A 20,210-nucleotide genomic window follows, 5' to 3' on the forward strand; every position below is an offset into this window, starting at 1 on the left:
CCATGAGCAAGACCAAGACCGACGCGAAGAACGACGCGGCCGAGGCGCCCGACGCCAAGGACGCCGCCGGCGCCCAGGACGAACTCGGCGCGGCGGGCGCGCAGCTCTCCACCGCCCCCCTCGACGACAGCGCGGGCCCCGCCTCCGGGCCGAACATGCCCGCGCTCGGCGTCATCGGCTGGATCCGCTGGTTCTGGCGGCAGCTCACCTCGATGCGGGTCGCGCTGCTGCTGCTCCTGCTGCTCTCCCTCGGCGCGATCCCCGGCTCGCTGATCCCCCAGGAGGGCACCGACGAGCTGAAGGCCCAGGACTTCAAGGACACCCACAGCACGCTCGGGCCGCTCTACGACAAGCTCGGCCTCTTCCACGTCTACAGCTCGGTGTGGTTCTCCGCGATCTACATCCTGCTGTTCGTCTCGCTCATCGGCTGCATCGTGCCGCGCTCCTGGCAGTTCGTCGGCCAGCTCCGCGGCCGCCCCCCGGCCGCGCCCAAGCGGCTCACCCGGCTGCCCGCGTACACGACGTGGCGCACCGAGGCCACGCCCGACGAGGTCCACGAGACGGCCCGGCGGCTGCTGAAGCAGCGCCGCTTCCGCTCCCACCTGGTGGGCGGGTCCGTCGCCGCGGAGAAGGGCTATCTGCGCGAGGCCGGGAACCTGATCTTCCATGTCGCGCTGATCGTGATGCTGATCGCCTTCGCCGCCGGACAGCTCTTCAAGTCCGAGGGCGGCAAGCTGATCATGGAGGGCGACGGCTTCTCCAACACCCTCACGCAGTACGACGACTTCAAGTCCGGCAGCCTCTTCGACACCGAGAACCTCGCGCCGTTCAGCTTCCGGCTGGACCGCTTCGAGGGGACGTACGAGACGTCGGGCCCCGAGACCGGCACCGCCCGCACCTACAAGGCGCACGTCACCTACAACGAAGGCGCGGACGGGCCCGAAAAGAAGAAGGCCATCGAGGTCAACAAGCCGCTGGAGGTCGACGGCTCGAAGGTCTACCTCATCGGCCACGGCTACGCGCCCACCGTCACCGTCCGCGACGGCAAGGGCAAGGTCGTCCAGCGGGTGTCCGTGCCGCTGCTGCCCATCGACTCCATGGGCACGGCCACCGGCGCCATCAAGATCCTCGACGGCTACCGGAACAAGGACGGGAAGAAGGAGCAGCTCGGCTTCAACGCCTTCTTCGTGCCGACGTTCGCCGGTGAAGGCAACGGCCAGATGTTCTCCCAGTTCCCCGCGCCCTTCAATCCGCGGCTCGCGCTGTCGGCGTACCACGGCAGCCTCGGCGTGGACTCCGGTGTTCCGCAGAACGTGTACCAGCTGGACACGCGGAAGATGAAGAAGTTCAAGGACGCCAAGGGCGAGCTGCTGAAGAAGCGGCTGAAGATCGGCGAGACCATGAAGCTGCCGAACGGCGCAGGATCGATCACCTTCGAGAAGGAGCTCAAGCAGTGGGCGAGCTTCCAGATCTCGCAGGAGCCCGGCAGCAAGTGGGCGCTCGGCGGCGCCATCGCCGCCATCGCGGGCCTCGCCGGATCGCTGTTCATCCAGCGCCGCCGCGTGTGGGTGCGGGCCACGGCCGGCCCCGACGGCGTCACCGTCGTCGAGATGGCGGGCCTCGGCCGCAGCGAGTCCGCCAAGGTCCCCGAGGAGCTCGGGGTGCTTGCCGCCGCCCTGCACGAGACCGCGCCGAGCGCGCCGGACGCCGATGAGAAGGCCGACGCCGACCAGGGCGCCGTAGATTCCGAAGACCCCGACCCCACCCCCGATGTTGTTCCTGCCGAAGGGGCTGAGAAGTGACTCTCGCCACCACCCTCGCCGCCGAGCCGAATGAGAACCTCGCGCACATCAGCAATGTGCTGATCTACTCCGCGATGGCCGTCTATCTGCTGGCCTTCTTCGCGCTCATGGCGGAGTGGCTGTTCGGCAGCCGCAGCAAGGTCGCCCGCACCGCCGCCGCGCTCACTGCGCAGGCCGGGGACGCCGCCGAGCCCGCCGCCAAGGCGGCCGCGGCCTCCGGTCCCGCCGTCACCGTCCGGGCCAAGGGCGGCACGGCCACCCTGGAACGCCCCAAGCAGACGGCCAAGGCGGCCGATTCCGGGGCGCCGAAGGTCGTCACGCGCGCCGCCGCGGGCAGCCGTGACGTGCCGGACGGCCCCGGCGCCGCCGCGGGCGACGAGCAGGGCGACCTCTACGGCCGCATCGCCATCTCCCTCATCGGCCTCGGCTTCCTCATCGAGGCCGGCGGTGTCGTCACCCGTGCCATGTCGGTGCAGCGCGCGCCGTGGGGCAACATGTACGAGTTCAACATCACCTTCTCCTCGGTGGCCGTCGGCGTCTTCCTGACGCTGCTCGCCCTGAAGAAGAACGTGCGCTGGATCGGCCTGCCGCTGATCACCTCGGTCCTGCTCGACCTCGGCCTCGCGGTCACCGTCCTGTACACCGAGTCCGACCAGCTGGTCCCGGCGCTGCACTCGTACTGGCTGTGGATCCACGTCTCCACGGCGATCTTCTGCGGCGCCGCATTCTACGTCGGCGCGGTCTCCACGATCACGTACCTCTTCAAGGACAGCTACGAGGCCAAGCTTCAGGCGGGCGGCACGCCCGGCCGCTTCGCGACCTCCGTCATGGAGCGGCTGCCCGCGTCCGCCTCGCTGGACAAGTTCACGTACCGCATGAACGCGGCGATCTTCCCGCTGTGGACGTTCACGATCATCGCGGGCGCGATCTGGGCGGGCGACGCCTGGGGCCGCTACTGGGGCTGGGACCCCAAGGAGGTCTGGTCGTTCATCACCTGGGTCGCGTACGCCTGCTATCTGCACGCCCGCGCCACGGCCGGCTGGAAGGGCCGCAAGGCCGCCTACCTGGCCCTGATCGCCTTCGGCTGCTGGCTGTTCAACTACTACGGCGTCAACATCTTCGTGAGCGGCAAGCACTCGTACGCCGGGGTCTGACTCCGCGCGGCCGACAGGGGCCGGTTTCTGTGGCGCGGGTCACAGGAACCGGCCCCTTTCGTACGGACAGACAAGGGGCGTGGAGACGAATCAGGGGGAACTCGCGGCACAGCGGCGTCAGGCGCGCGTACGGATCCGGGGCTCGGACCCCGACGCCTTCGGCGAGCTCTTCGACGCCTACGCCCGCTCCGTCTACAACCATGCCTACCGCCTGACGGGCGACTGGTCGGCGGCCGAGGACATCGTGTCGCTGACGTTCCTGGAGGCGTGGCGGCTGAGAGAGAAGGTGGACGTCGACGGCGGCTCGCTGCGCCCGTGGCTGCTCGGCATCGCCACGAATGTGACCCGCAACCAGCGCCGCGCCGCCCGCCGCCACTCGGCCGCCATGGCCAGGCTGCCGCGCGACGAGTCCGTCGCCGACTTCGCCGAGGAGGTCGCCGGGCGCATCGACGACAAGGAGCAACTCGCCCTCGTGCGCACGGCGCTGGCGAAGCTGCGCCGGGCCGAGCGGGAGGTGCTCGCGCTGTGCGTGTGGTCGGGGCTCGGCTATGAGGCCGCGGCGGGCGCGCTGGGGATCCCGGTGGGGACGGTGCGTTCGCGGCTCTCCCGGGCCCGAACAAAACTCGCGAAAGCGTTGGAACCGCCCCTGGGGCGCGGACAGGTGAGAGGTGACCGCACGACAGCGGTCAGGCCCATCCAGGAGGGAAACCGATGAAGTCCGAAGCCGACTCCGACTTCCCGTCTCCGAGCGAGCGGGACCTCCCGCCGGGCCGTCACCTTCTGCTCAAGGAGCACCTGATGACCGAGATCCGGCAGTCGCAGAGCGAGAACCGGGCCGAGCCCCCCGCCACCGCCCGGCGGCGCAGGCCGTGGCTGCGGCCCGCGCTCGTCGCGGGCGCGGTGGCCGCGTCCAGGACGGCGGGCTCGGGCGGCGGCGTGTGAAGCGTTTCGGTCATACGGGGATTCCGATCGGCTCGGGCGAGGGGTGCGGCTCATCGAAACCCCGGCGTCAGGAAAACGTCAATGGCCGATTACCTACGGAATCCGCAGCTGCGGCGATCTTCAACTCGCCATCGAATCCCAGACGTTGACGTCTAGTAGATGACACCCACAAGCCACTTCGACCTTGCACCTTTGATAGCAAGGTCAAATACGCGTCGAGCCTTGCCCGCCCGATTTACGCGATCACTGCGGGAACCGCAGTCGGGGCGCCGAAAAATAAACGAAGCCGTCCGCAGTGCGGACGGCTTCGTTCAGCGGGTCACGGCTGTCAGTGGTTGCGCGGGAACCCCAGGTCCACGCCCGCCGGGGCGTCCGACGGGTCCGGCCAGCGGGTCGTGACGACCTTGCCGCGGGTGTAGAAGTGCGTGCCGTCGTTGCCATAGATGTGGTGGTCGCCGAAGAGCGAGTCCTTCCAGCCGCCGAAGGAGTGGTAGCCCACCGGCACCGGGATCGGCACGTTCACGCCGACCATGCCCGCCTCCACCTCCAGCTGGAAGCGCCGCGCGGCGCCGCCGTCCCGGGTGAAGATCGCGGTGCCGTTGCCGAACGGCGAGCCGTTGATGAGGGCGAGACCCTCCTCGTACGTCTCCACGCGCAGCACGCAGAGCACCGGGCCGAAGATCTCGTCCTTGTACGCGTCCGCCGTCACCGGCACCCGGTCGAGCAGCGAGAGGCCGATCCAGTGGCCGTCCTCGTACCCCTCGACGGTGTGCCCCGTGCCGTCCAGGACGACCTCGCTGCCCTGCTCCGCCGCGCCCGTCACGTACGAAGCGACCTTGTCGCGGTGCGCGGCCGTGATGAGCGGGCCCATCTCGGAGGCCGGGTCGTTGCCGGGGCCGATCTTGATCTTCTCGGCGCGCTCCTTGATCTTCGCGACCAGTTCGTCGCCGACCGCGCCCACGGCGACGACGGCGGAGATCGCCATGCAGCGCTCACCGGCCGAGCCGTACGCGGCCGAGACGGCGGCGTCGGCGGCCGCGTCCAGGTCGGCGTCCGGAAGCACCAGCATGTGGTTCTTGGCGCCGCCGAGGGCCTGCACGCGCTTGCCGTTGGCGGAGGCGGTGGTGTGGATGTAGCGGGCGATCGGGGTGGAGCCGACGAACGAGACGGCCGCCACGTCCGGGTGCTCCAGGAGGCGGTCCACGGCCACCTTGTCGCCGTGCACGACGTTGAAGACGCCGTCCGGAAGGCCCGCCTCCGCGAGCAGCTCGGCGATCTTCATGGACGCCGACGGGTCCTTCTCGCTCGGCTTGAGCACGAAGGTGTTGCCGCACGCGATGGCGAGCGGGAACATCCACATCGGCACCATGGCCGGGAAGTTGAAGGGCGTGATGCCCGCGACGACGCCCAGCGGCTGACGGATCGAGGAGACGTCCACGCGGCTCGCGACCTGCGTGGACAGCTCGCCCTTGAGCTGCACGTTGATGCCGCAGGCCAGGTCGACGATCTCCAGGCCGCGGGCGACCTCGCCGAGGGCGTCGGAGTGCACCTTGCCGTGCTCGGCGGTGATCAGCTCGGCGATCTCGTCACGGTGCGCGTCGAGCAGCGCGCGGAACTTGAACAGGATCGAGGTGCGCTGCGCGAGCGAGGACTGGCCCCAGGTCGCGTACGCCGCCTTGGCGGCGGCCACGGCCGCGTCCACCTCGTCCACGGACGCGAAGGCCACGCGGGTCGTCACGGCGCCGGTGGCCGGGTCGGTGACCGGGCCGTACGTACCGGACGCGCCCTCGACGCTCTTGCCACCGATCCAGTGGTCGACGGTCTTCGTCATGCTCATGCCGAGGTTCTCCTTCACAGATGGCGGCGCCGGGCAGAGACGTGCCGGTCGTACTCCTCACGTGCCTTGACCGCCGACGTACGCGTCGCGGTCTCGGCCACGGGCACATCCCACCACGCCTGTGCGGGGGGCGGGCCCGACACTGTGTCTGCCGTTTCCGTCTCCACGTAGACACATGTGGGACCGTCCGCTTCGCGCGCTTCGCGCAGGGCTTCCCGCAGCTCGCGGACCGTCTTCGCGCGTCGCACCGGCAGCCCCAGGGATGCCGCGTTGGCGGCGAGGTCGACGGGCAGCGGGGCGCCCGTGTACGTGCCGTCCGGCGCCCGGTGGCGGTAGGCGGTGCCGAACCGCTCGCCGCCCACGGACTCCGACAGGCCCCCGATGGAGGCGTAGCCGTGGTTCTGCAGGATCACGACCTTGATCGGGATGTTCTCCTGCACGGCCGTGACGATCTCGGTGGGCATCATCAGATACGTCCCGTCGCCGACCAGCGCCCACACGGGCCGCTCGGGCGCGGCCAGGGACACCCCGATCGCGGCGGGGATCTCGTAGCCCATGCAGGAGTAGCCGTACTCCACGTGGTACTGCCGGGGCGAGCGGGCCCGCCACAGCTTGTGCAGGTCGCCGGGGAGCGATCCGGCCGCGTTGATGACGACGTCGGCCTCGGTGACCAGCTCGTCGAGCAGCCCGAGGACCTGTGCCTGGGTGGGCCGCACATCCGGTTCGTCCGCTTCGTACGCGGCGTCGACGCGGTGCTCCCAGCGGGCCTTGTCGTCGACGTACTCGTTCGCGTACGCGGTGTCGACGCGGTGGCCGGACAGCATGTCGCGCAGCCCTTCGAGCGCGGCGCGCGCGTCGGCGACGACCGTGGTGCCCGCCATCTTGTGCGCGTCGAACGCGGCGACGTTGAGGTTCAGGAAGCGCACGCCGGGCGCGCCGAAGAGGGTGTTGGAGGCCGTGGTGAAGTCGGTGTAGCGGGTGCCGACGCCGATCACCAGGTCGGCAGTGCGGGCCAGTTCGTCGGCGGTCGCGGTGCCGGTGTGGCCGATGCCGCCGACGTCGGCGGGGTGGTCGTGGCGCAGCGAGCCCTTGCCGGCCTGGGTGGAGGCCACGGGGATCCGGGTGGCGTGGGCGAGTTCGGACAGGGCCTGCTCGGCGCCGCTGTGGTGGACGCCGCCGCCCGCGACGATCAGCGGCCGGTCGCTCTCGCGCACCAGGCTTACGGCGGCGGCGAGTTCGTCGGGGTCGGGGGCCTGGCGGCGCACCTTCCAGACCCGCTCGACGAAGAACTCCTCCGGCCAGTCGTACGCCTCGGCCTGCACGTCCTGCGGCAGCGCGAGGGTCACCGCGCCCGTGTCGACGGGGTCGGTGAGCACCCGCATGGCCTGGAGCGCGGCGGGAATGAGGGCCTCGGGGCGGGTGATCCGGTCGAAGTACTTGGATACGGGCCGCAGACAGTCGTTCACGGACACATCGCCCGCGTACGGCACTTCGAGCTGCTGGAGCACCGGGTCGGCGGGCCGGGTCGCGAAGGTGTCGCCGGGCAGCAGGAGCACCGGCAGGTGGTTGATCGTCGCGAGTGCGGCGCCCGTGACGAGGTTGGTGGCGCCGGGCCCGATGGACGTCGTCACGGCGTGCGTGGAGAGGCGACCGCACTGGCGCGCGTACCCGACGGCCGCGTGCACCATGGCCTGTTCGTTGCGCCCCTGGTGGAACGGCATCTGCTCGCCGTACTCCACAAGGGCCTGGCCGAGGCCCGCCACGTTGCCGTGCCCGAAGATGCCCCACGTCGCGCCGATGAGGCGGCGCCGCTCGCCGTCCCGCTCGGTGAACTGCCGCGCCAGGAAACGCACCAGGGCCTGGGCCGTCGTGAGCCTGACCGTGCCGGGCAGGCCCCGCGCTGCGTCCTTCGTGTCGCTCATCGGTAACCCTCCGTGTGGTCGGGGTGGAAACAGATCTTCCACTCCCGCTCGTCCCCCGGTCCCGCCATGACATTCAGGTAGTACATGGTGTGCCCCGGCTGTGCGACGGACGGGCCGTGCCAGCCGTCGGGCACGAGCACCGCGTCGCCGGAGCGCACCTCGGCGAGCGTGTCCGTGCCGCCCTCGCGCGAGGGGAAGACCCGCTGGTAGCCGAAGCCGTGGTCGCCCTCGATCTCGAAGTAGTAGATCTCTTCGAGGACGGACTCGACGCCGGGGCGGTGCTCGTCGTGCTTGTGCGGCGGATACGAGGACCAGTTGCCGCCCGGCGTGATCACCTCGACCGCGATGAGACGGTCGCAGTCGAAGGCGTCCGCCGAGGCGAAGTTGCGGACCTGTCGCGCGCAGCCGCCGCTGCCGCGTTCCTCGACGGGGACCTCCGGCGCGGGGCCGTAGCGGGCGGGGAGTCGGCGCTCGCACTTCGCTCCTGCCAGGGCGAAGCGGCCTCCCACGCCGGAGGCGATCTGGATGTGGGCGTCACGGGGAACGTAAGCGAAGTCGCTGACTCCGCTGAACACGCTCTCGCGGCCCAGGAGTTCGATGATCTCGCCCTCCGCGTGCACCGTACAGCCGCCGGTCAGCGGGAGCACGATCCATTCACTCTCCCCGGTGGCGAAGGAGTGCGTGCCGCCGGCCGGGATCTCGACGACACGCAGCGCAGCGTACGTCCAGGCTGCGCTTTTGGGGTCGATGGCGACGGCGTAGGTACCGTCGGCCGCACTTCCTTTTGGTACGTACGTCATGCGGGGCTCCTCTTGATTGCGTACGACACGGCTACAGCAGGCTGACCGCCGTGTCGACGGCGCCCGCCACGTCGCCGTCCGCCGGATACAGCAGCGTGCGCCCGGCGACCAGGCCCTGCACGGTGGGCAGGCGCAGGGCGCCGCGCCACTTCTCGTACGCCGCGTCCGCGCCCTTGCCGTCGGCGTCCGCGTCGAGGTCGCCGCCGAGCAGCACGGCGGGCAGCGTCGACGTCTCCATGACGCGGGCCATGTCGTCGGGGTTCTCGGTGACGGGGACCTTCAGCCAGGTGTACGCGGAGGTGCCGCCGAGTCCGGAGGCGATGGCGATGGACCGGGTGACGGCCTCGGCGCTCAGGTCGTTGCGCAGCACGCCGTCCTGCCTGTGGCTCAGGAACGGCTCGACGAATACGGGGAGTCCGCGCTCGGCCATGGCGTCGACGGCCCGCGCGGTGGCCTCCAGGGTGGTCAGGGAACCCGGGTCGTCGTAGTCGACGCGCAGCAGCAGCTTGCCCGCGTCGAAGCCGAGGCGGTGCAGGTCCTCGGGGCGGTAGCCGGTGAACCGGTCGTCCAGCTCGAACGCGGCGCCCGCGAGGCCGCCGCGGTTCATGGATCCCATGACGACCTTGCCCTCCAGGGCGCCGAGCAGCAGCAGGTCGTCGAGGATGTCGGCGGTGGCGAGGACGCCGTCCACGCCGGGGCGCGACAGCGCGAGGCACAGCCGCGTCAGCAGGTCGGCGCGGTCGGCCATGGCCAAGGGGTCCTTGCCGACCCCGAGGGCACCCCGGGCCGGATGATCGGCCGCGATCACCATCAGCCGCCCGGAGGGCCCGACCAGCTCCCGCCGCCTGCGCCGGGCGGCGGCTTCGGCGATGGCTTCGGGGTGCTGGACGCGGGTACGAACGAGCTCGGCCACATCCACTGTGGACGTCACAGGACCGCCCCCGCAGCCAACGCGGCGTCCACCTCGGACGCGTACGGCATCGCGGAAGAACACTCCAGCCGAGAGGCGACAATCGCTCCCGCCGCGTTGGCGTACCGGATCACCCGCTCCAACTCCCACCCCGCGAGCAGCCCATGGCACAGCGCACCGCCGAACGCGTCCCCGGCCCCGAGCCCGTTCAGCACGGTCACGGGGAGCGGCGGCACCTCCACGACCTCACCGGCCTGGTTCATGGCGAGCACTCCCTTGGGCCCCTGCTTGACCACGGCGAGCTCAACACCCGCCGCCAGCAGGGCCCCCGCGGCCGCCCGAGGCTCCCGCACCCCGGTGGCGATCTCCACCTCGTCCACATTGCCCACGGCGACGGTCGCGTGCCGCAGCGCGGCGGCGTAATGCGGCCGCGCCTCCTCCGGCTCGGCCCAAAACATGGGCCGCCAGTCCAGGTCGAACACCGTGATCCCGCCGGACCGCGCGCCGAGCGCGGCGATGGTCGCCGTCCGGCTGGGCTCGGCGCACAGCCCGGTCCCCGTCATCCAGAAGATCCGGGCCTCGGCGATCGCGTCGAGGTCCAGCTCGGCCGCCGCCAGCTCCAGATCGGGCGCCTTCGGCTGCCGGTAGAAGTAGAGCGGGAAGTCGTCGGGCGGGAACACCTCGCAGAACGTCACGGGCGTCGGAAGACCGGCGACCTCGCCGACCCACCGGTCGTCCACCCCGAACTCCCGCAGCTGCTCGCGCAGATACGTACCGAAGGGATCCTGTCCTGTCCGCGTGACAACGCCCACGCGCCGCCCGAGCCGCGCCGCCGCGACCGCCACGTTCGTGGCCGAGCCGCCGAGGAACTTCCCGAACGTCGTGACCTTCGAGAGCGGCACCCCGGTCTGCAGGGGGTAGAGGTCCACTCCGATCCGGCCCATCGTGATGACGTCGTACGGCTCGTACGTGTCGTACGAATCCGTGTACGGATCGGTCACCCTGCACATCCCTTCCTGGAGGCAGCCTGTCGCGCCTCCCCCAGGTCTAATCCCGCCCCGGGAACCCTGTCAACATTTTGTCCTGACATTCGGACTAGTCCTTGACACTGTTCTCGGCGGACGACGAGGCTTGCGGCCATGACGACGCTGTCCCGCATCCGGATCGGTTCGGCCCCCGACTCGTGGGGCGTGTGGTTTCCCGAGGACCCCCAGCAGGTCCCCTGGAGCCGTTTCCTCGACGAAGTCGCCGCGTCCGGATACGACTGGATCGAGCTCGGGCCGTACGGCTATCTGCCGTCCGACCCGGCCCTGCTGACCGCCGAGACGGACCGCCGCGGCCTGAAGGTCTCCGCCGGCACGGTCTTCACCGGACTGCACCACGGCCCGGACGTCTGGGACAGGACGTGGGAGCACGTGTCCGCCATCGCCGCCCTCACCCAGGCGATGGGCGCGCGCCACCTCGTCGTCATCCCGTCCTTCTGGCGCGACGACAAGACGGGTGAGGTCCTGGAGGACGCCACGCTCACCCCGGAGCAGTGGCGCCATCTCACCACCCAGACCGAACGCCTGGGCCGCGAGGTGCGCGAGCGCTACGGCCTCACCATCGTCGTCCACCCGCACGCCGACACCCACATCGACACCGAGGAGAACGTCACCCGCTTCCTCGACGCGACCGACCCCGACCTGGTCTCGCTCTGCCTGGACACCGGCCACTACGCGTACTGCGGCGGCGACAGCGTCAAGCTCATCGAGACATACGGCGAACGCCTCGGCTATCTGCACCTCAAGCAGGTCGACCCGGCCGTGCTCGCCGAAGTCCGCGCGCAGGACATGCCGTTCGGGCCCGCCGTCGCGCGCGGCGTGATGTGTGAGCCGCCCACGGGGGTGCCCGCCCTCGGCCCGGTCCTTGAGGCCGCGCAGCGGCTGGACGTCGACCTGTTCGCCATCGTCGAGCAGGACATGTATCCGTGCGAGCCGGACAGGCCGCTGCCCATCGCCCGCCGGACTCGGTCGTTCCTGCGCTCCTGCGGAGCGTAAGCGCTTCGCTGGATGGGCGGTGATTGCCCTGCGGGACGGTGGGGGCTGGTCGCGCCCCGCGGCGGAGCCGCAAATCGATGCAGCCCCGCGCCCCTTACGGGGCAAGCTTGTCGTACGACGGATGACGCCGGGCCGACGAGGGGCGGGGGGCCGCATGGACGCGAGCCGCTGGCACGAGGCACGTACGCGCACCTCGGTGCGCTCCCTGCACGGTCCTGACGGCCTCTGGGAGGTCGCGCTCGCCCGCCCGCACCCGCGGCTGCGGCCCGGCGTGATCAGTTACCGCGGCTTCCGGCTGGCCCTCGGCGTGCCCCGGCGCCGGCTCGAAGTCCCCATCGGCGCCGTCACGTTGATGCTCGGCTTCGGCGAGCGGCTCCGCATCCGGGGCCTCGCGGGCTCCGCGCGGCCGCCGGTTTCGCTGGTGTCGGTGGTCTCCGGGCTCACCACGCGGCCGGTGCTCGGCGAGCACGACGGGCGCCTCGCGGGCATCGAGGTGCTGCTCACGCCGTGGGCCTCGTTCACCCTCCTCGGCACGGAACAGCACGAGCTGGCCGAACGCGCCCTGGACCCGGACGCGCTCGGCGTCCGGCCCGGGCGGGGCCGCCGGGAGCGCGTCGGCGAGCTCGCGGCGGCGCTCGGCGCGCTGCCCCGGTGGAGCGAGCGCTTCGCGCTCCTGGACGAGGTGCTCACCCGCTGGTCGAAGGCCGGGCCGCCGTGCTCGCCGCGGACCGTGCGGGCCTGGGAGGAGCTGGTGCGCACCCGGGGCAGCGCGCCGGTGGCCCGGATCGCGGACGAGGTCGGCTGGAGCGTACGGCAGTTGGAGAACCGCTTCCGCGAGCAGATCGGCCTCGGCCCGAAGGCCGCGGGCCGGATCCTGCGCCTGCAGCGCGCCCGCCGGCTGCTCGCCGCGGGCCGCTCCCAGGCGGAGACGGCGGCGCTCTGCGGCTTCTACGACCAGGCGCATCTCAGCGGCGAGTTCAAGGCGATGACGGGCTGTACGCCGCGTCAGTTCGCGCACGCGAGCGGCACTCCGCTCCCGGCCCGCAGCGGCCCGCCGTCCGCCGAGCGGCTCGCGGGCGAGCAGACGAGCCTCGTCCTCGCGCCCGGAACACCCGGCCACGGCGCGGTCTTCTCCAAGGCCGCGCGGCGGCGTTGACGGCAGACACCCGCCTCGATACCACACCGCGTCATCACGCGCCCCGGACACGCCACGGCACCGCGCGCTTTGCAAGCGGCACTTCCGTCACAAACACACCTTTCCTGTCACACATGTCCCGCGTACGCGGGACTTGCGTCACAGCCAGTCGACAGACGCCCCCCGCCGGTCACTCTGTGTCGTTCACGGGGCACAAGGCCGAGTGATCGCCATTGCCGCGCCCAGCTCCCCCGTCGGCCGTTCCGGCCGCCCTGGGCGCGCGCAGGGAGGAGCCACTGATGACCGACCGCAGGCTCTGGTCGTACAAGGACATCGCCGCGCACATCCGGGTGCAGCCCGACACCGTGCGCTCCTACCGCAAACACGGACTACTGCCCGACCCCGACCACGTCGAGAGCGGCAAGCCCTTCTGGTACGCGGACACCATTCGCGCCTGGGTCGCCTCCCGCCCCGGCAACCGCGCTCGCAAGGACGGCTGACACGAGTCCGGGCCGCACCTTCCGCCCCCTCTTGGATTGGTACCCCCTAGGGGTATAGTGTGGAGCACGTCGGGGTTCCCTGGAGCCATCAGGAGCCATCCGGAACCCCGCGCGTGCGCCGACGTCCCACGCGCCCACACCTTTCACTGAGGAGAACGACATGACCGCCAACGCCCAGACCTCGCAGACCGGCTCCGTCACCACCGTGTTCGCCGTGACGGGCATGACGTGCGGCCACTGCGAGGGCGCCGTGGCCGGCGAGATCGGCGAGCTGGCGGGCGTCAGCTCGGTCAAGGCCGAGGCCGCCACCGGCAAGGTGACCGTGGTCTCCGAGGCCCCCCTCGACGAGGAGGCGGTCCGCGCCGCCGTCGACGAGGCCGGCTACGAGCTCGTCGGCACGGCCTGACCGCCGCCCCCGCACCCTCCCTCCGGGCCCCGCGGCACGCCACCACGGCCGCGGGGCCCGACGCCTTTCCCCCGCCTCCGCCGCGCCGAAAGAACCGTCATGAACACCTCCGAGGTCGAACTCGCCATCGGCGGAATGACCTGTGCCTCCTGCTCGGCCCGCATCGAGAAGAAGCTGAACCGGATCGAGGGCGTGACCGCGTCGGTCAACCTCGCCACGGAGAAGGCCAAGGTGGCGTACGCGGACGGGGTCGAGGTCGGCCGACTCGTCGCCACGGTCGAGAGACTCGGCTACTCGGCGCACGAGATCGTCCCGCCCCCGCCGGACCCGGAGCCGGGCGAGGACGCCGCCGCGCGGCCCGTGACCACCGACCTCACCGAGGCCGACCGGCTGCTGCAGCGGCTGCTCGTCTCCGCCGCCCTCGCGCTGCCCGTCGTCGTGCTCGCGATGGTGCCGTCGCTGCAGTTCGAGTACTGGCAGTGGCTGTCCCTGACACTGGCCGCGCCCGTCGTCGTCTGGGGCGGGCTGCCGTTCCACCGGGCGGCGGCCCTCAACGCCCGGCACGGCGCGGCGACCATGGACACCCTCGTCTCCCTCGGCACGCTCGCCGCCTTCGGCTGGTCGGTGTGGGCGCTGTTCCTCGGCACGGCGGGCGAGCCGGGCATGCGGCACGGCTTCGAGTTCACGATCGCGCGCGGCGACAGCTCGTCGGCGCTCTACCTCGAAGTGGCCGCGGGCGTCGTCATGTTCATCCTGCTCGGCCGCTATCTGGAGGCCCGCTCCAAGCGGAAGGCGGGCGCGGCGCTGCGGGCGCTGCTCGTACTGGGCGCCAAGGACGTGTCCGTGCTCGGCCCGGACGGCACGGAGGTCCGGGTTCCGGTCGGGCGCCTCGCCGTCGGGGACCGCTTCGTGGTGCGCCCCGGGGAGACGGTCGGCACCGACGGCAGGGTCGTCGAGGGCACGTCCGCCGTCGACGTCTCCATGCTGACCGGCGAGTCCGTGCCCGCCGACGTCACCGTGGGCGACGCGGTGACCGGCGCGACCGTGAACGCGGGCGGCCGCCTGGTCGTCGAGGCGACCCGCGTCGGCGCCGACACCCAGCTCGCCCGGATGGCCCGGCTCGTCGAGGACGCGCAGAGCGGCAAGGCGGAGGTGCAGCGCCTCGCCGACCGCGTCGCCGCCGTGTTCGTACCGGTCGTCATCGCGCTCGCCGTGGCCACGCTCGGCTTCTGGCTGGGCAACGGCGTCGGCTCCGCCGCGGCGTTCACGGCCGCCGTCGCCGTACTGATCATCGCCTGCCCGTGCGCGCTCGGCCTCGCCACGCCCACCGCCCTGCTCGTCGGCACCGGCCGGGGCGCCCAGCTCGGCATCCTCATCAAGGGCCCGGAGGTCCTGGAGTCCACCCGCCGCGTCGACACGGTCGTCCTCGACAAGACCGGCACCGTGACGACGGGACGCATGGCCCTTCAGGACGTGTACGCGGTCGACGGCGCCGGCGAGAAGGAGCTGCTGCGGCTCGCGGGCGCCCTGGAGCACGCGTCCGAGCATCCCGTCGCGCGGGCGGTGGCGGCGGGCGCGGCCCGGCGGCTCGGTCTCGACGCGGGCGCCCTGCCGGTGCCGCGGGACTTCGAGAACGTCCCCGGGCACGGGGTGCGCGGCACGGTGGACGGACACGTGGTGCTCGCCGGGCGGACCCGGCTGCTCGCGGAGGCGGGCGTCACCGGCCTCGACGACCTTGCCGCCGCACACCGGCGCGCCGAGGCGGCCGGCCGCACCGCCGTCCTCGTCGCCTGGGACGGCGCGGCGCGCGGGCTGCTCACGGTGGCCGACACGGTCAAGGACACCAGCCCCGAGGCGGTCCGCCGGCTGCGTGAACTCGGCCTGTGTCCAGTGTTGTTGACCGGCGACAACAAGGCCGTCGCGGAGGCCGTCGCACGGGACGTCGGCATCGCGTCCGACGCCGTGTACGCCGAGGTGCTGCCGCAGGACAAGGCCGACGTGGTGCGCCGCCTCCAGGACGAGGGGCGGGTCGTGGCCATGGTGGGGGACGGCGTGAACGACGCGGCCGCCCTCGCGACGGCCGACCTGGGGCTCGCCATGGGCACGGGCACGGACGCCGCGATCGAGGCGGGCGATCTCACCCTCGTCCGGGGGGACTTGCGGGTCGCCGCCGACGCGATCCGGCTCGCCCGCCGGACCCTCACCACCATCAAGGGCAACCTCTGCTGGGCCTTCGGCTACAACGTCGCCGCGCTGCCGCTCGCGGCGGCCGGACTGCTCAACCCGATGATCGCCGGAGCGGCCATGGCCTTCTCTTCCGTGTTCGTCGTCACCAACAGCCTCCGCTTGCGGTCTTTCACATAGCCCCGCGATCCTTCACACTGTCTTCGCGGGACTCTCACCTCGAGGGAGAAATCCGCATAAGGACCCTCTTGTGCTTGTTCGATGGCATCTGCAAGAGACGTAGATCACAACGATCACAACGTAACCATCGAGGGGGCTCGTGAGTCTAAGAGGGCGACATCAGAGGGGTCTTGGGGGACCCATCGGATGTCGGGGGACATCTTGGGGGATGTCCCGGGAATGCGTTGGCCGGGGCACGTGCACCGGGGAGCTTTGAGCGGCCCTCCCGATCTCGTACGCGTCCCGGCAGACCGCAACCACAGACTCCCGGCCGGATCCCGTGGGGGGAATCCGCACCGGGGCACAGGAAAACGCCCCGACCGTCGACCCGTGGGGGGATCGACGGCGGGGCGTTTTTCATACGCGGAGGATGGCGCCCCGTAAGGGGCGCGGGGAAGGGGCGCGGGGAACTGCGCGCTCAGCGCGCGAAAAGCCGCAGACGCATCTGCCGAGTTACCGAGCAGACGCTTCTGCGGCTTTGTTGTGGCTGGTCGCGCAGTTCCCCGCGCCCCTAGGCGGGCTGCCTCACCGGGACTCGACGGGGACGAAGTCGCGGATGACCTCGCCGGTGTAGATCTGGCGGGGGCGGCCGATGCGCGAACCCGGCTCCTTGATCATTTCGTGCCACTGGGCGATCCAGCCCGGAAGGCGGCCCAGGGCGAACAGGACCGTGAACATCTCGGTCGGGAAGCCCATCGCCCGGTAGATCAGACCGGTGTAGAAGTCCACGTTGGGGTACAGCTTGCGCTCGACGAAGTAGTCGTCGGCGAGCGCGTGCTCCTCCAGCTTCAGCGCGATGTCGAGCAGCTCGTCGGACTTGCCGAGCGCCGAGAGGACATCGTGCGCCGCCGCCTTGATGATCTTCGCCCGGGGGTCGAAGTTCTTGTAGACGCGGTGCCCGAAGCCCATGAGCTTCACGCCGTCTTCCTTGTTCTTCACCTTGCGGATGAAGGTGTCGACGTCGCCACCGGTCGCCTGGATGCCCTCGAGCATCTCCAGGACCGACTGGTTGGCGCCGCCGTGCAGCGGACCCCAGAGGGCCGAGATGCCCGCCGAGATCGAGGCGAACATGTTGGCCTGCGACGAGCCGACCAGGCGCACCGTGGACGTCGAACAGTTCTGCTCGTGGTCCGCGTGCAGGATGAGCAGCTTGTCGAGCGCGGAGACGACGACCGGGTCCAGGTCGTACTCGGCGGCGGGCACCGAGAACGTCATGCGCAGGAAGTTCTCGACGTAGCCGAGGTCGTTGCGCGGGTAGACCACCGGGTGGCCGACCGACTTCTTGTACGCGTACGCCGCGATCGTCGGAAGCTTGGCGAGCAGCCGGATCGTCGAGAGGTGACGCTGCTTCTCGTCGAACGGGTTGTGGCTGTCCTGGTAGAACGTCGACAGCGCGCTGACCACCGACGACAGCATCGCCATCGGGTGCGCGTCGCGCGGGAAGCCGTCGTAGAACCGCTTGACGTCCTCGTGCAGCAGGGTGTGCTGGGTGATCTCGTTCTTGAAGGTGGCGAGCTCGTCCACCTTCGGCAGCTCACCGTTGATCAGCAGATACGCCACCTCGGTGAAGGTGGAGCGCTCCGCGAGCTGCTCGATCGGGTAGCCGCGGTAGCGCAGGATGCCCTGCTCGCCGTCCAGGTAGGTGATGGCGGATTTATAAGCGGCGGTGTTCCCATAGCCGCTGTCCAGGGTCACCAGACCGGTCTGGGCGCGGAGCTTGCCGATATCGAAGCCCTTGTCGCCGACAGTGGACTCGATCACCGGGTAGGTGTACTCGCCATCGCCGTACCGCAGTACTACAGCCTTGTTAGCGTTCTCGCTCACGTCATCCCTCACCGACGTTGTGCCTCTTCTTCGAGGTGCCCTGACTGTCTCTACCATCCCCCATTTGGCCCTGGAGAGTGCACTCGGGGTCGACCATTGGGCCAATTGGCGGCACTCAGTGCCGCCAACCTGCTCATCCTGCCCCCTTCGCCCCAGTTGCGAAAGTGCTGTGTGACCTTTCCGACTCGTTTGATCGATCAGCGGTCGGCGTCGCGTTGACGGCCGCCGTCAGCCGCCGCGGCGACCGGCGAGCCGGTGGTCCAGGGCCGTGCAGCGCCGGCCCGCGGAGACCGTACGCACCGCCTGTCCCAGAGCCTTGCGCGAACCGACGAGCACGACCAGTTTCTTCGCGCGTGTCACGGCCGTGTAGAGCAGATTCCGCTGCAGCATCATCCAGGCGCCGGTGGTGACCGGGATCACCACCGCTGGGTACTCACTTCCCTGTGAGCGGTGGATTGTCACGGCATAGGCGTGGGCCAGTTCGTCGAGTTCGTCGAAGTCGTACCCGACGTCCTCGTCCTCGTCGGTGCGGACGGTCAGGCGCTGCTCGTCGGCGTCCAGGGCGGTGACCACGCCGACCGTGCCGTTGAAGACGCCGTTGGCGCCCTTCTCGTAGTTGTTGCGGATCTGGGTGACCTTGTCGCCGACGCGGAAGACGCGGCCGCCGAAGCGCTTCTCGGGCAGGTCGGGGCGGCCGGGGGTGACGGCCTGCTGGAGGAGGCCGTTCAGGTGACCGGCGCCCGCCGGGCCCCGGTGCATGGGGGCGAGGACCTGCACGTCCCGGCGCGGGTCCAGGCCGAACTTCGCGGGCAGGCGGCGGGCGGCGACGTCGACGGTGAGGCGGCCCGCCTCCTCGGTGTCGTCCTCGACGAAGAGGAAGAAGTCGCTCAGGCCCTGGGTCAGGGGCGGCTGCCCGGAGTTGATGCGGTGGGCGTTGGTGACCACGCCGGACTGCTGTGCCTGGCGGAAGACCCGGGTCAGCCGGACCGCGGGGACCGGGCTGTCCTCGCTGAGCAGGTCACGCAGCACCTCGCCCGCGCCGACGCTCGGCAGCTGGTCCACATCGCCCACGAAGAGCAGGTGGGCGCCCGGCGGCACCGCCTTGACCAGCTTGTTGGCGAGGAGCAGGTCGAGCATGGACGCCTCGTCGACGACCACCAGGTCGGCGTCGAGGGGCCGGTCCTTGTCGTACGCCGCGTCGCCGCCGGGCTTCAGCTCCAGGAGGCGGTGGACGGTGGACGCCTCGGCGCCGGTGAGTTCGGCGAGGCGTTTGGCGGCGCGGCCCGTGGGCGCGGCGAGCAGCACCTTGGCCTTCTTGGCGCGAGCCAGCTCCACGATCGAGCGCACCGTGAAGGACTTTCCGCAGCCGGGCCCGCCGGTGAGGACGGCGACCTTGCTGGTCAGGGCGAGCTTGACCGCCTCCTCCTGCTCGGGCGCGAGCTCGGCCCCCGTGCGCCCCTTGAGCCAGCCGAGCGCCTTGTCCCAGGCGACGTCCCGGAAGCCCGGCATCCGGTCCTCGGGTGTCCGCAGCAGGCTCAGGAGGCGTCCGGACAGGGAGAGTTCCGCGCGGTGGAAGGGGATCAGATAGACGGCCGTGACGTCGTCGCCGCCGTCCGGACCGGGGACGGATTCACGGACCACGCCTTCCGGGTCCTCGGCCAGCTCGGCCAGGCAGTCGATGACCAGGCCCGTGTCGACCTGGAGGAGCTTGACCGCGTCGGCGATCAGGCGCTCCTCGGGCAGGAAGCAGTTGCCCTGGTCGGTGGACTGCGAAAGGGCGTACTGCAGACCGGCCTTGACGCGCTCCGGGCTGTCGTGCGGGATGCCGACGGACTGGGCGATGCGGTCGGCGGTGAGGAAGCCGATGCCCCAGACGTCGGCCGCGAGGCGGTAGGGCTGGTTCCGCACTATCGAGATCGACGCGTCCTCGTACTTCTTGTAGATCCGCACGGCGATGGACGTGGAGACGCCGACGCCCTGGAGGAAGACCATCACTTCCTTGATGGCCTTCTGCTCCTCCCAGGCGGCGGCGATCTTCTTCGTGCGCTTCGGGCCGAGGCCGGGGACCTCGATGAGGCGCTTGGGCTCGGTCTCGATGACGTCGAGGGTGTCCACGCCGAAGTGCGTCGTGATGCGGTCGGCCATCACCGGGCCGATGCCCTTGATGAGGCCGGAGCCGAGATAGCGCCGGATGCCCTGGATCGTGGCCGGGAGCACCGTCGTGTAGTTCTCGACGGTGAACTGCTTGCCGTACTGCGCGTGGGAGCCCCAGCGGCCCTCCATCCGCAGGGACTCGCCGACCTGCGCGCCGAGCAGCGAGCCGACGACGGTGAGCAGGTCGCCGGCGCCGCGTCCGGTGTCCACCCGCGCGACCGTGTACCCGTTCTCCTCGTTGGCGTACGTGATGCGCTCCAGGACGCCCTCGACGACGGCCATACGGGGTGCGGGGACGCTCCCCCGCTGTGGGGCACTTGACATAGCCCGACGCTACCGTCGCCCACTGACAGCGCCCCGTTAGGGGCGCGGGGCTGTATCG

The 20,210-nt window shown here is 70.9% G+C and carries 16 protein-coding genes; 9 read left to right on the forward strand and 7 right to left on the reverse strand.

The window, feature by feature from the left end; all coding sequences use genetic code 11:
* Positions 1–2 precede the first annotated feature (2 nt).
* The 4 genes from resB (at position 3) to STRAU_RS10610 (ending at position 3,898) form a co-directional block, all read left to right on the forward strand.
* The gene (gene resB, locus STRAU_RS10595) at positions 3–1,802 is read left to right on the forward strand and encodes a cytochrome c biogenesis protein ResB (RefSeq protein ID WP_016640281.1); all 1,800 of its coding nucleotides are present in this window, start codon (positions 3–5) and stop codon (positions 1,800–1,802) included.
* Positions 1,799–2,956 (forward strand): c-type cytochrome biogenesis protein CcsB, encoded by a 1,158-nt coding sequence (gene ccsB / locus STRAU_RS10600; RefSeq protein WP_016640282.1) that lies wholly within the window; start codon positions 1,799–1,801, stop codon positions 2,954–2,956. Before resB ends, ccsB begins: the two co-directional genes overlap by 4 nt.
* A 79-nt stretch (positions 2,957–3,035) precedes the next feature.
* Entirely contained in the window at positions 3,036–3,671 is a 636-nt protein-coding gene (locus STRAU_RS10605; protein WP_016640283.1) for an RNA polymerase sigma factor, read from the forward strand.
* Positions 3,668–3,898 carry a hypothetical protein gene (locus tag STRAU_RS10610; RefSeq protein WP_016640284.1) on the forward strand — a complete coding sequence of 77 codons (231 nt, stop codon included), beginning with the start codon at positions 3,668–3,670 and terminating at the stop codon, positions 3,896–3,898. Before STRAU_RS10605 ends, STRAU_RS10610 begins: the two co-directional genes overlap by 4 nt.
* Before the next feature lie 328 nt (positions 3,899–4,226).
* Here the strand turns inward: STRAU_RS10610 and mmsA are convergent, their stop codons facing one another.
* From mmsA to iolC, 5 genes are read right to left on the reverse strand one after another with little or no spacing between them, the layout of a single operon-like run.
* Positions 4,227–5,729, reverse strand: a complete 1,503-nt coding sequence (gene mmsA / locus STRAU_RS10615) for a CoA-acylating methylmalonate-semialdehyde dehydrogenase (protein ID WP_037658590.1) — start codon at positions 5,727–5,729, stop codon at positions 4,227–4,229.
* A 20-nt stretch (positions 5,730–5,749) separates the two neighbouring features.
* On the reverse strand, positions 5,750–7,657 hold the full coding sequence (gene iolD, locus STRAU_RS10620; RefSeq protein ID WP_016640286.1) for a 3D-(3,5/4)-trihydroxycyclohexane-1,2-dione acylhydrolase (decyclizing): 1,908 nt from the start codon (positions 7,655–7,657) through the stop codon (positions 5,750–5,752).
* Positions 7,654–8,457, reverse strand: coding sequence for a 5-deoxy-glucuronate isomerase (iolB, locus tag STRAU_RS10625; protein ID WP_016640287.1), 804 nt, complete (start codon positions 8,455–8,457; stop codon positions 7,654–7,656). Before iolB ends, iolD begins: the two co-directional genes overlap by 4 nt.
* A gap of 31 nt (positions 8,458–8,488) precedes the next feature.
* Positions 8,489–9,376, reverse strand: coding sequence for a Cgl0159 family (beta/alpha)8-fold protein (locus STRAU_RS10630; protein ID WP_016640288.1), 888 nt, complete (start codon positions 9,374–9,376; stop codon positions 8,489–8,491).
* 8 nt (positions 9,377–9,384) lie between these two features.
* Positions 9,385–10,368, reverse strand: coding sequence for a 5-dehydro-2-deoxygluconokinase (gene iolC / locus STRAU_RS10635; protein WP_016640289.1), 984 nt, complete (start codon positions 10,366–10,368; stop codon positions 9,385–9,387).
* A 138-nt stretch (positions 10,369–10,506) separates the two neighbouring features.
* On the opposite strand from iolC, the gene STRAU_RS10640 reads away from it, so the two are divergent.
* The 5 genes from STRAU_RS10640 to STRAU_RS10660 all read left to right on the forward strand — a co-directional run bounded on the left by STRAU_RS10640 (position 10,507) and on the right by STRAU_RS10660 (position 15,811).
* On the forward strand, positions 10,507–11,406 hold the full coding sequence (locus STRAU_RS10640; RefSeq protein WP_016640290.1) for a sugar phosphate isomerase/epimerase family protein: 900 nt from the start codon (positions 10,507–10,509) through the stop codon (positions 11,404–11,406).
* Between the two features lie 154 nt (positions 11,407–11,560).
* Positions 11,561–12,562, forward strand: a complete 1,002-nt coding sequence (locus STRAU_RS10645; RefSeq protein ID WP_016640291.1) for a helix-turn-helix domain-containing protein — start codon at positions 11,561–11,563, stop codon at positions 12,560–12,562.
* 278 nt (positions 12,563–12,840) lie between these two features.
* Positions 12,841–13,041: a hypothetical protein gene (locus STRAU_RS10650; protein WP_016640292.1), complete on the forward strand. Its 201-nt coding sequence runs from the start codon at positions 12,841–12,843 to the stop codon at positions 13,039–13,041.
* Positions 13,042–13,201: 160 nt separating this feature from the next.
* Positions 13,202–13,447, forward strand: coding sequence for a heavy-metal-associated domain-containing protein (locus tag STRAU_RS10655; RefSeq protein WP_016640293.1), 246 nt, complete (start codon positions 13,202–13,204; stop codon positions 13,445–13,447).
* Positions 13,448–13,546: 99 nt separating this feature from the next.
* Positions 13,547–15,811: a heavy metal translocating P-type ATPase gene (locus STRAU_RS10660; RefSeq protein WP_016640294.1), complete on the forward strand. Its 2,265-nt coding sequence runs from the start codon at positions 13,547–13,549 to the stop codon at positions 15,809–15,811.
* Positions 15,812–16,375: 564 nt separating this feature from the next.
* Here STRAU_RS10660 and STRAU_RS10665 read toward each other — a convergent pair.
* Both STRAU_RS10665 and recD2 read right to left on the reverse strand, forming a co-directional pair.
* On the reverse strand, positions 16,376–17,674 hold the full coding sequence (locus STRAU_RS10665; protein WP_037658581.1) for a citrate synthase: 1,299 nt from the start codon (positions 17,672–17,674) through the stop codon (positions 16,376–16,378).
* 228 nt (positions 17,675–17,902) lie between these two features.
* Complete coding sequence (gene recD2, locus STRAU_RS10670; protein WP_037658583.1) at positions 17,903–20,152, reverse strand: SF1B family DNA helicase RecD2; 2,250 nt, start codon at positions 20,150–20,152, stop codon at positions 17,903–17,905.
* Positions 20,153–20,210: the final 58 nt, after the last annotated feature.

This window comes from Streptomyces aurantiacus JA 4570, from assembly GCF_000414115.1.
Lineage (GTDB): Bacteria > Actinomycetota > Actinomycetes > Streptomycetales > Streptomycetaceae > Streptomyces > Streptomyces aurantiacus_A.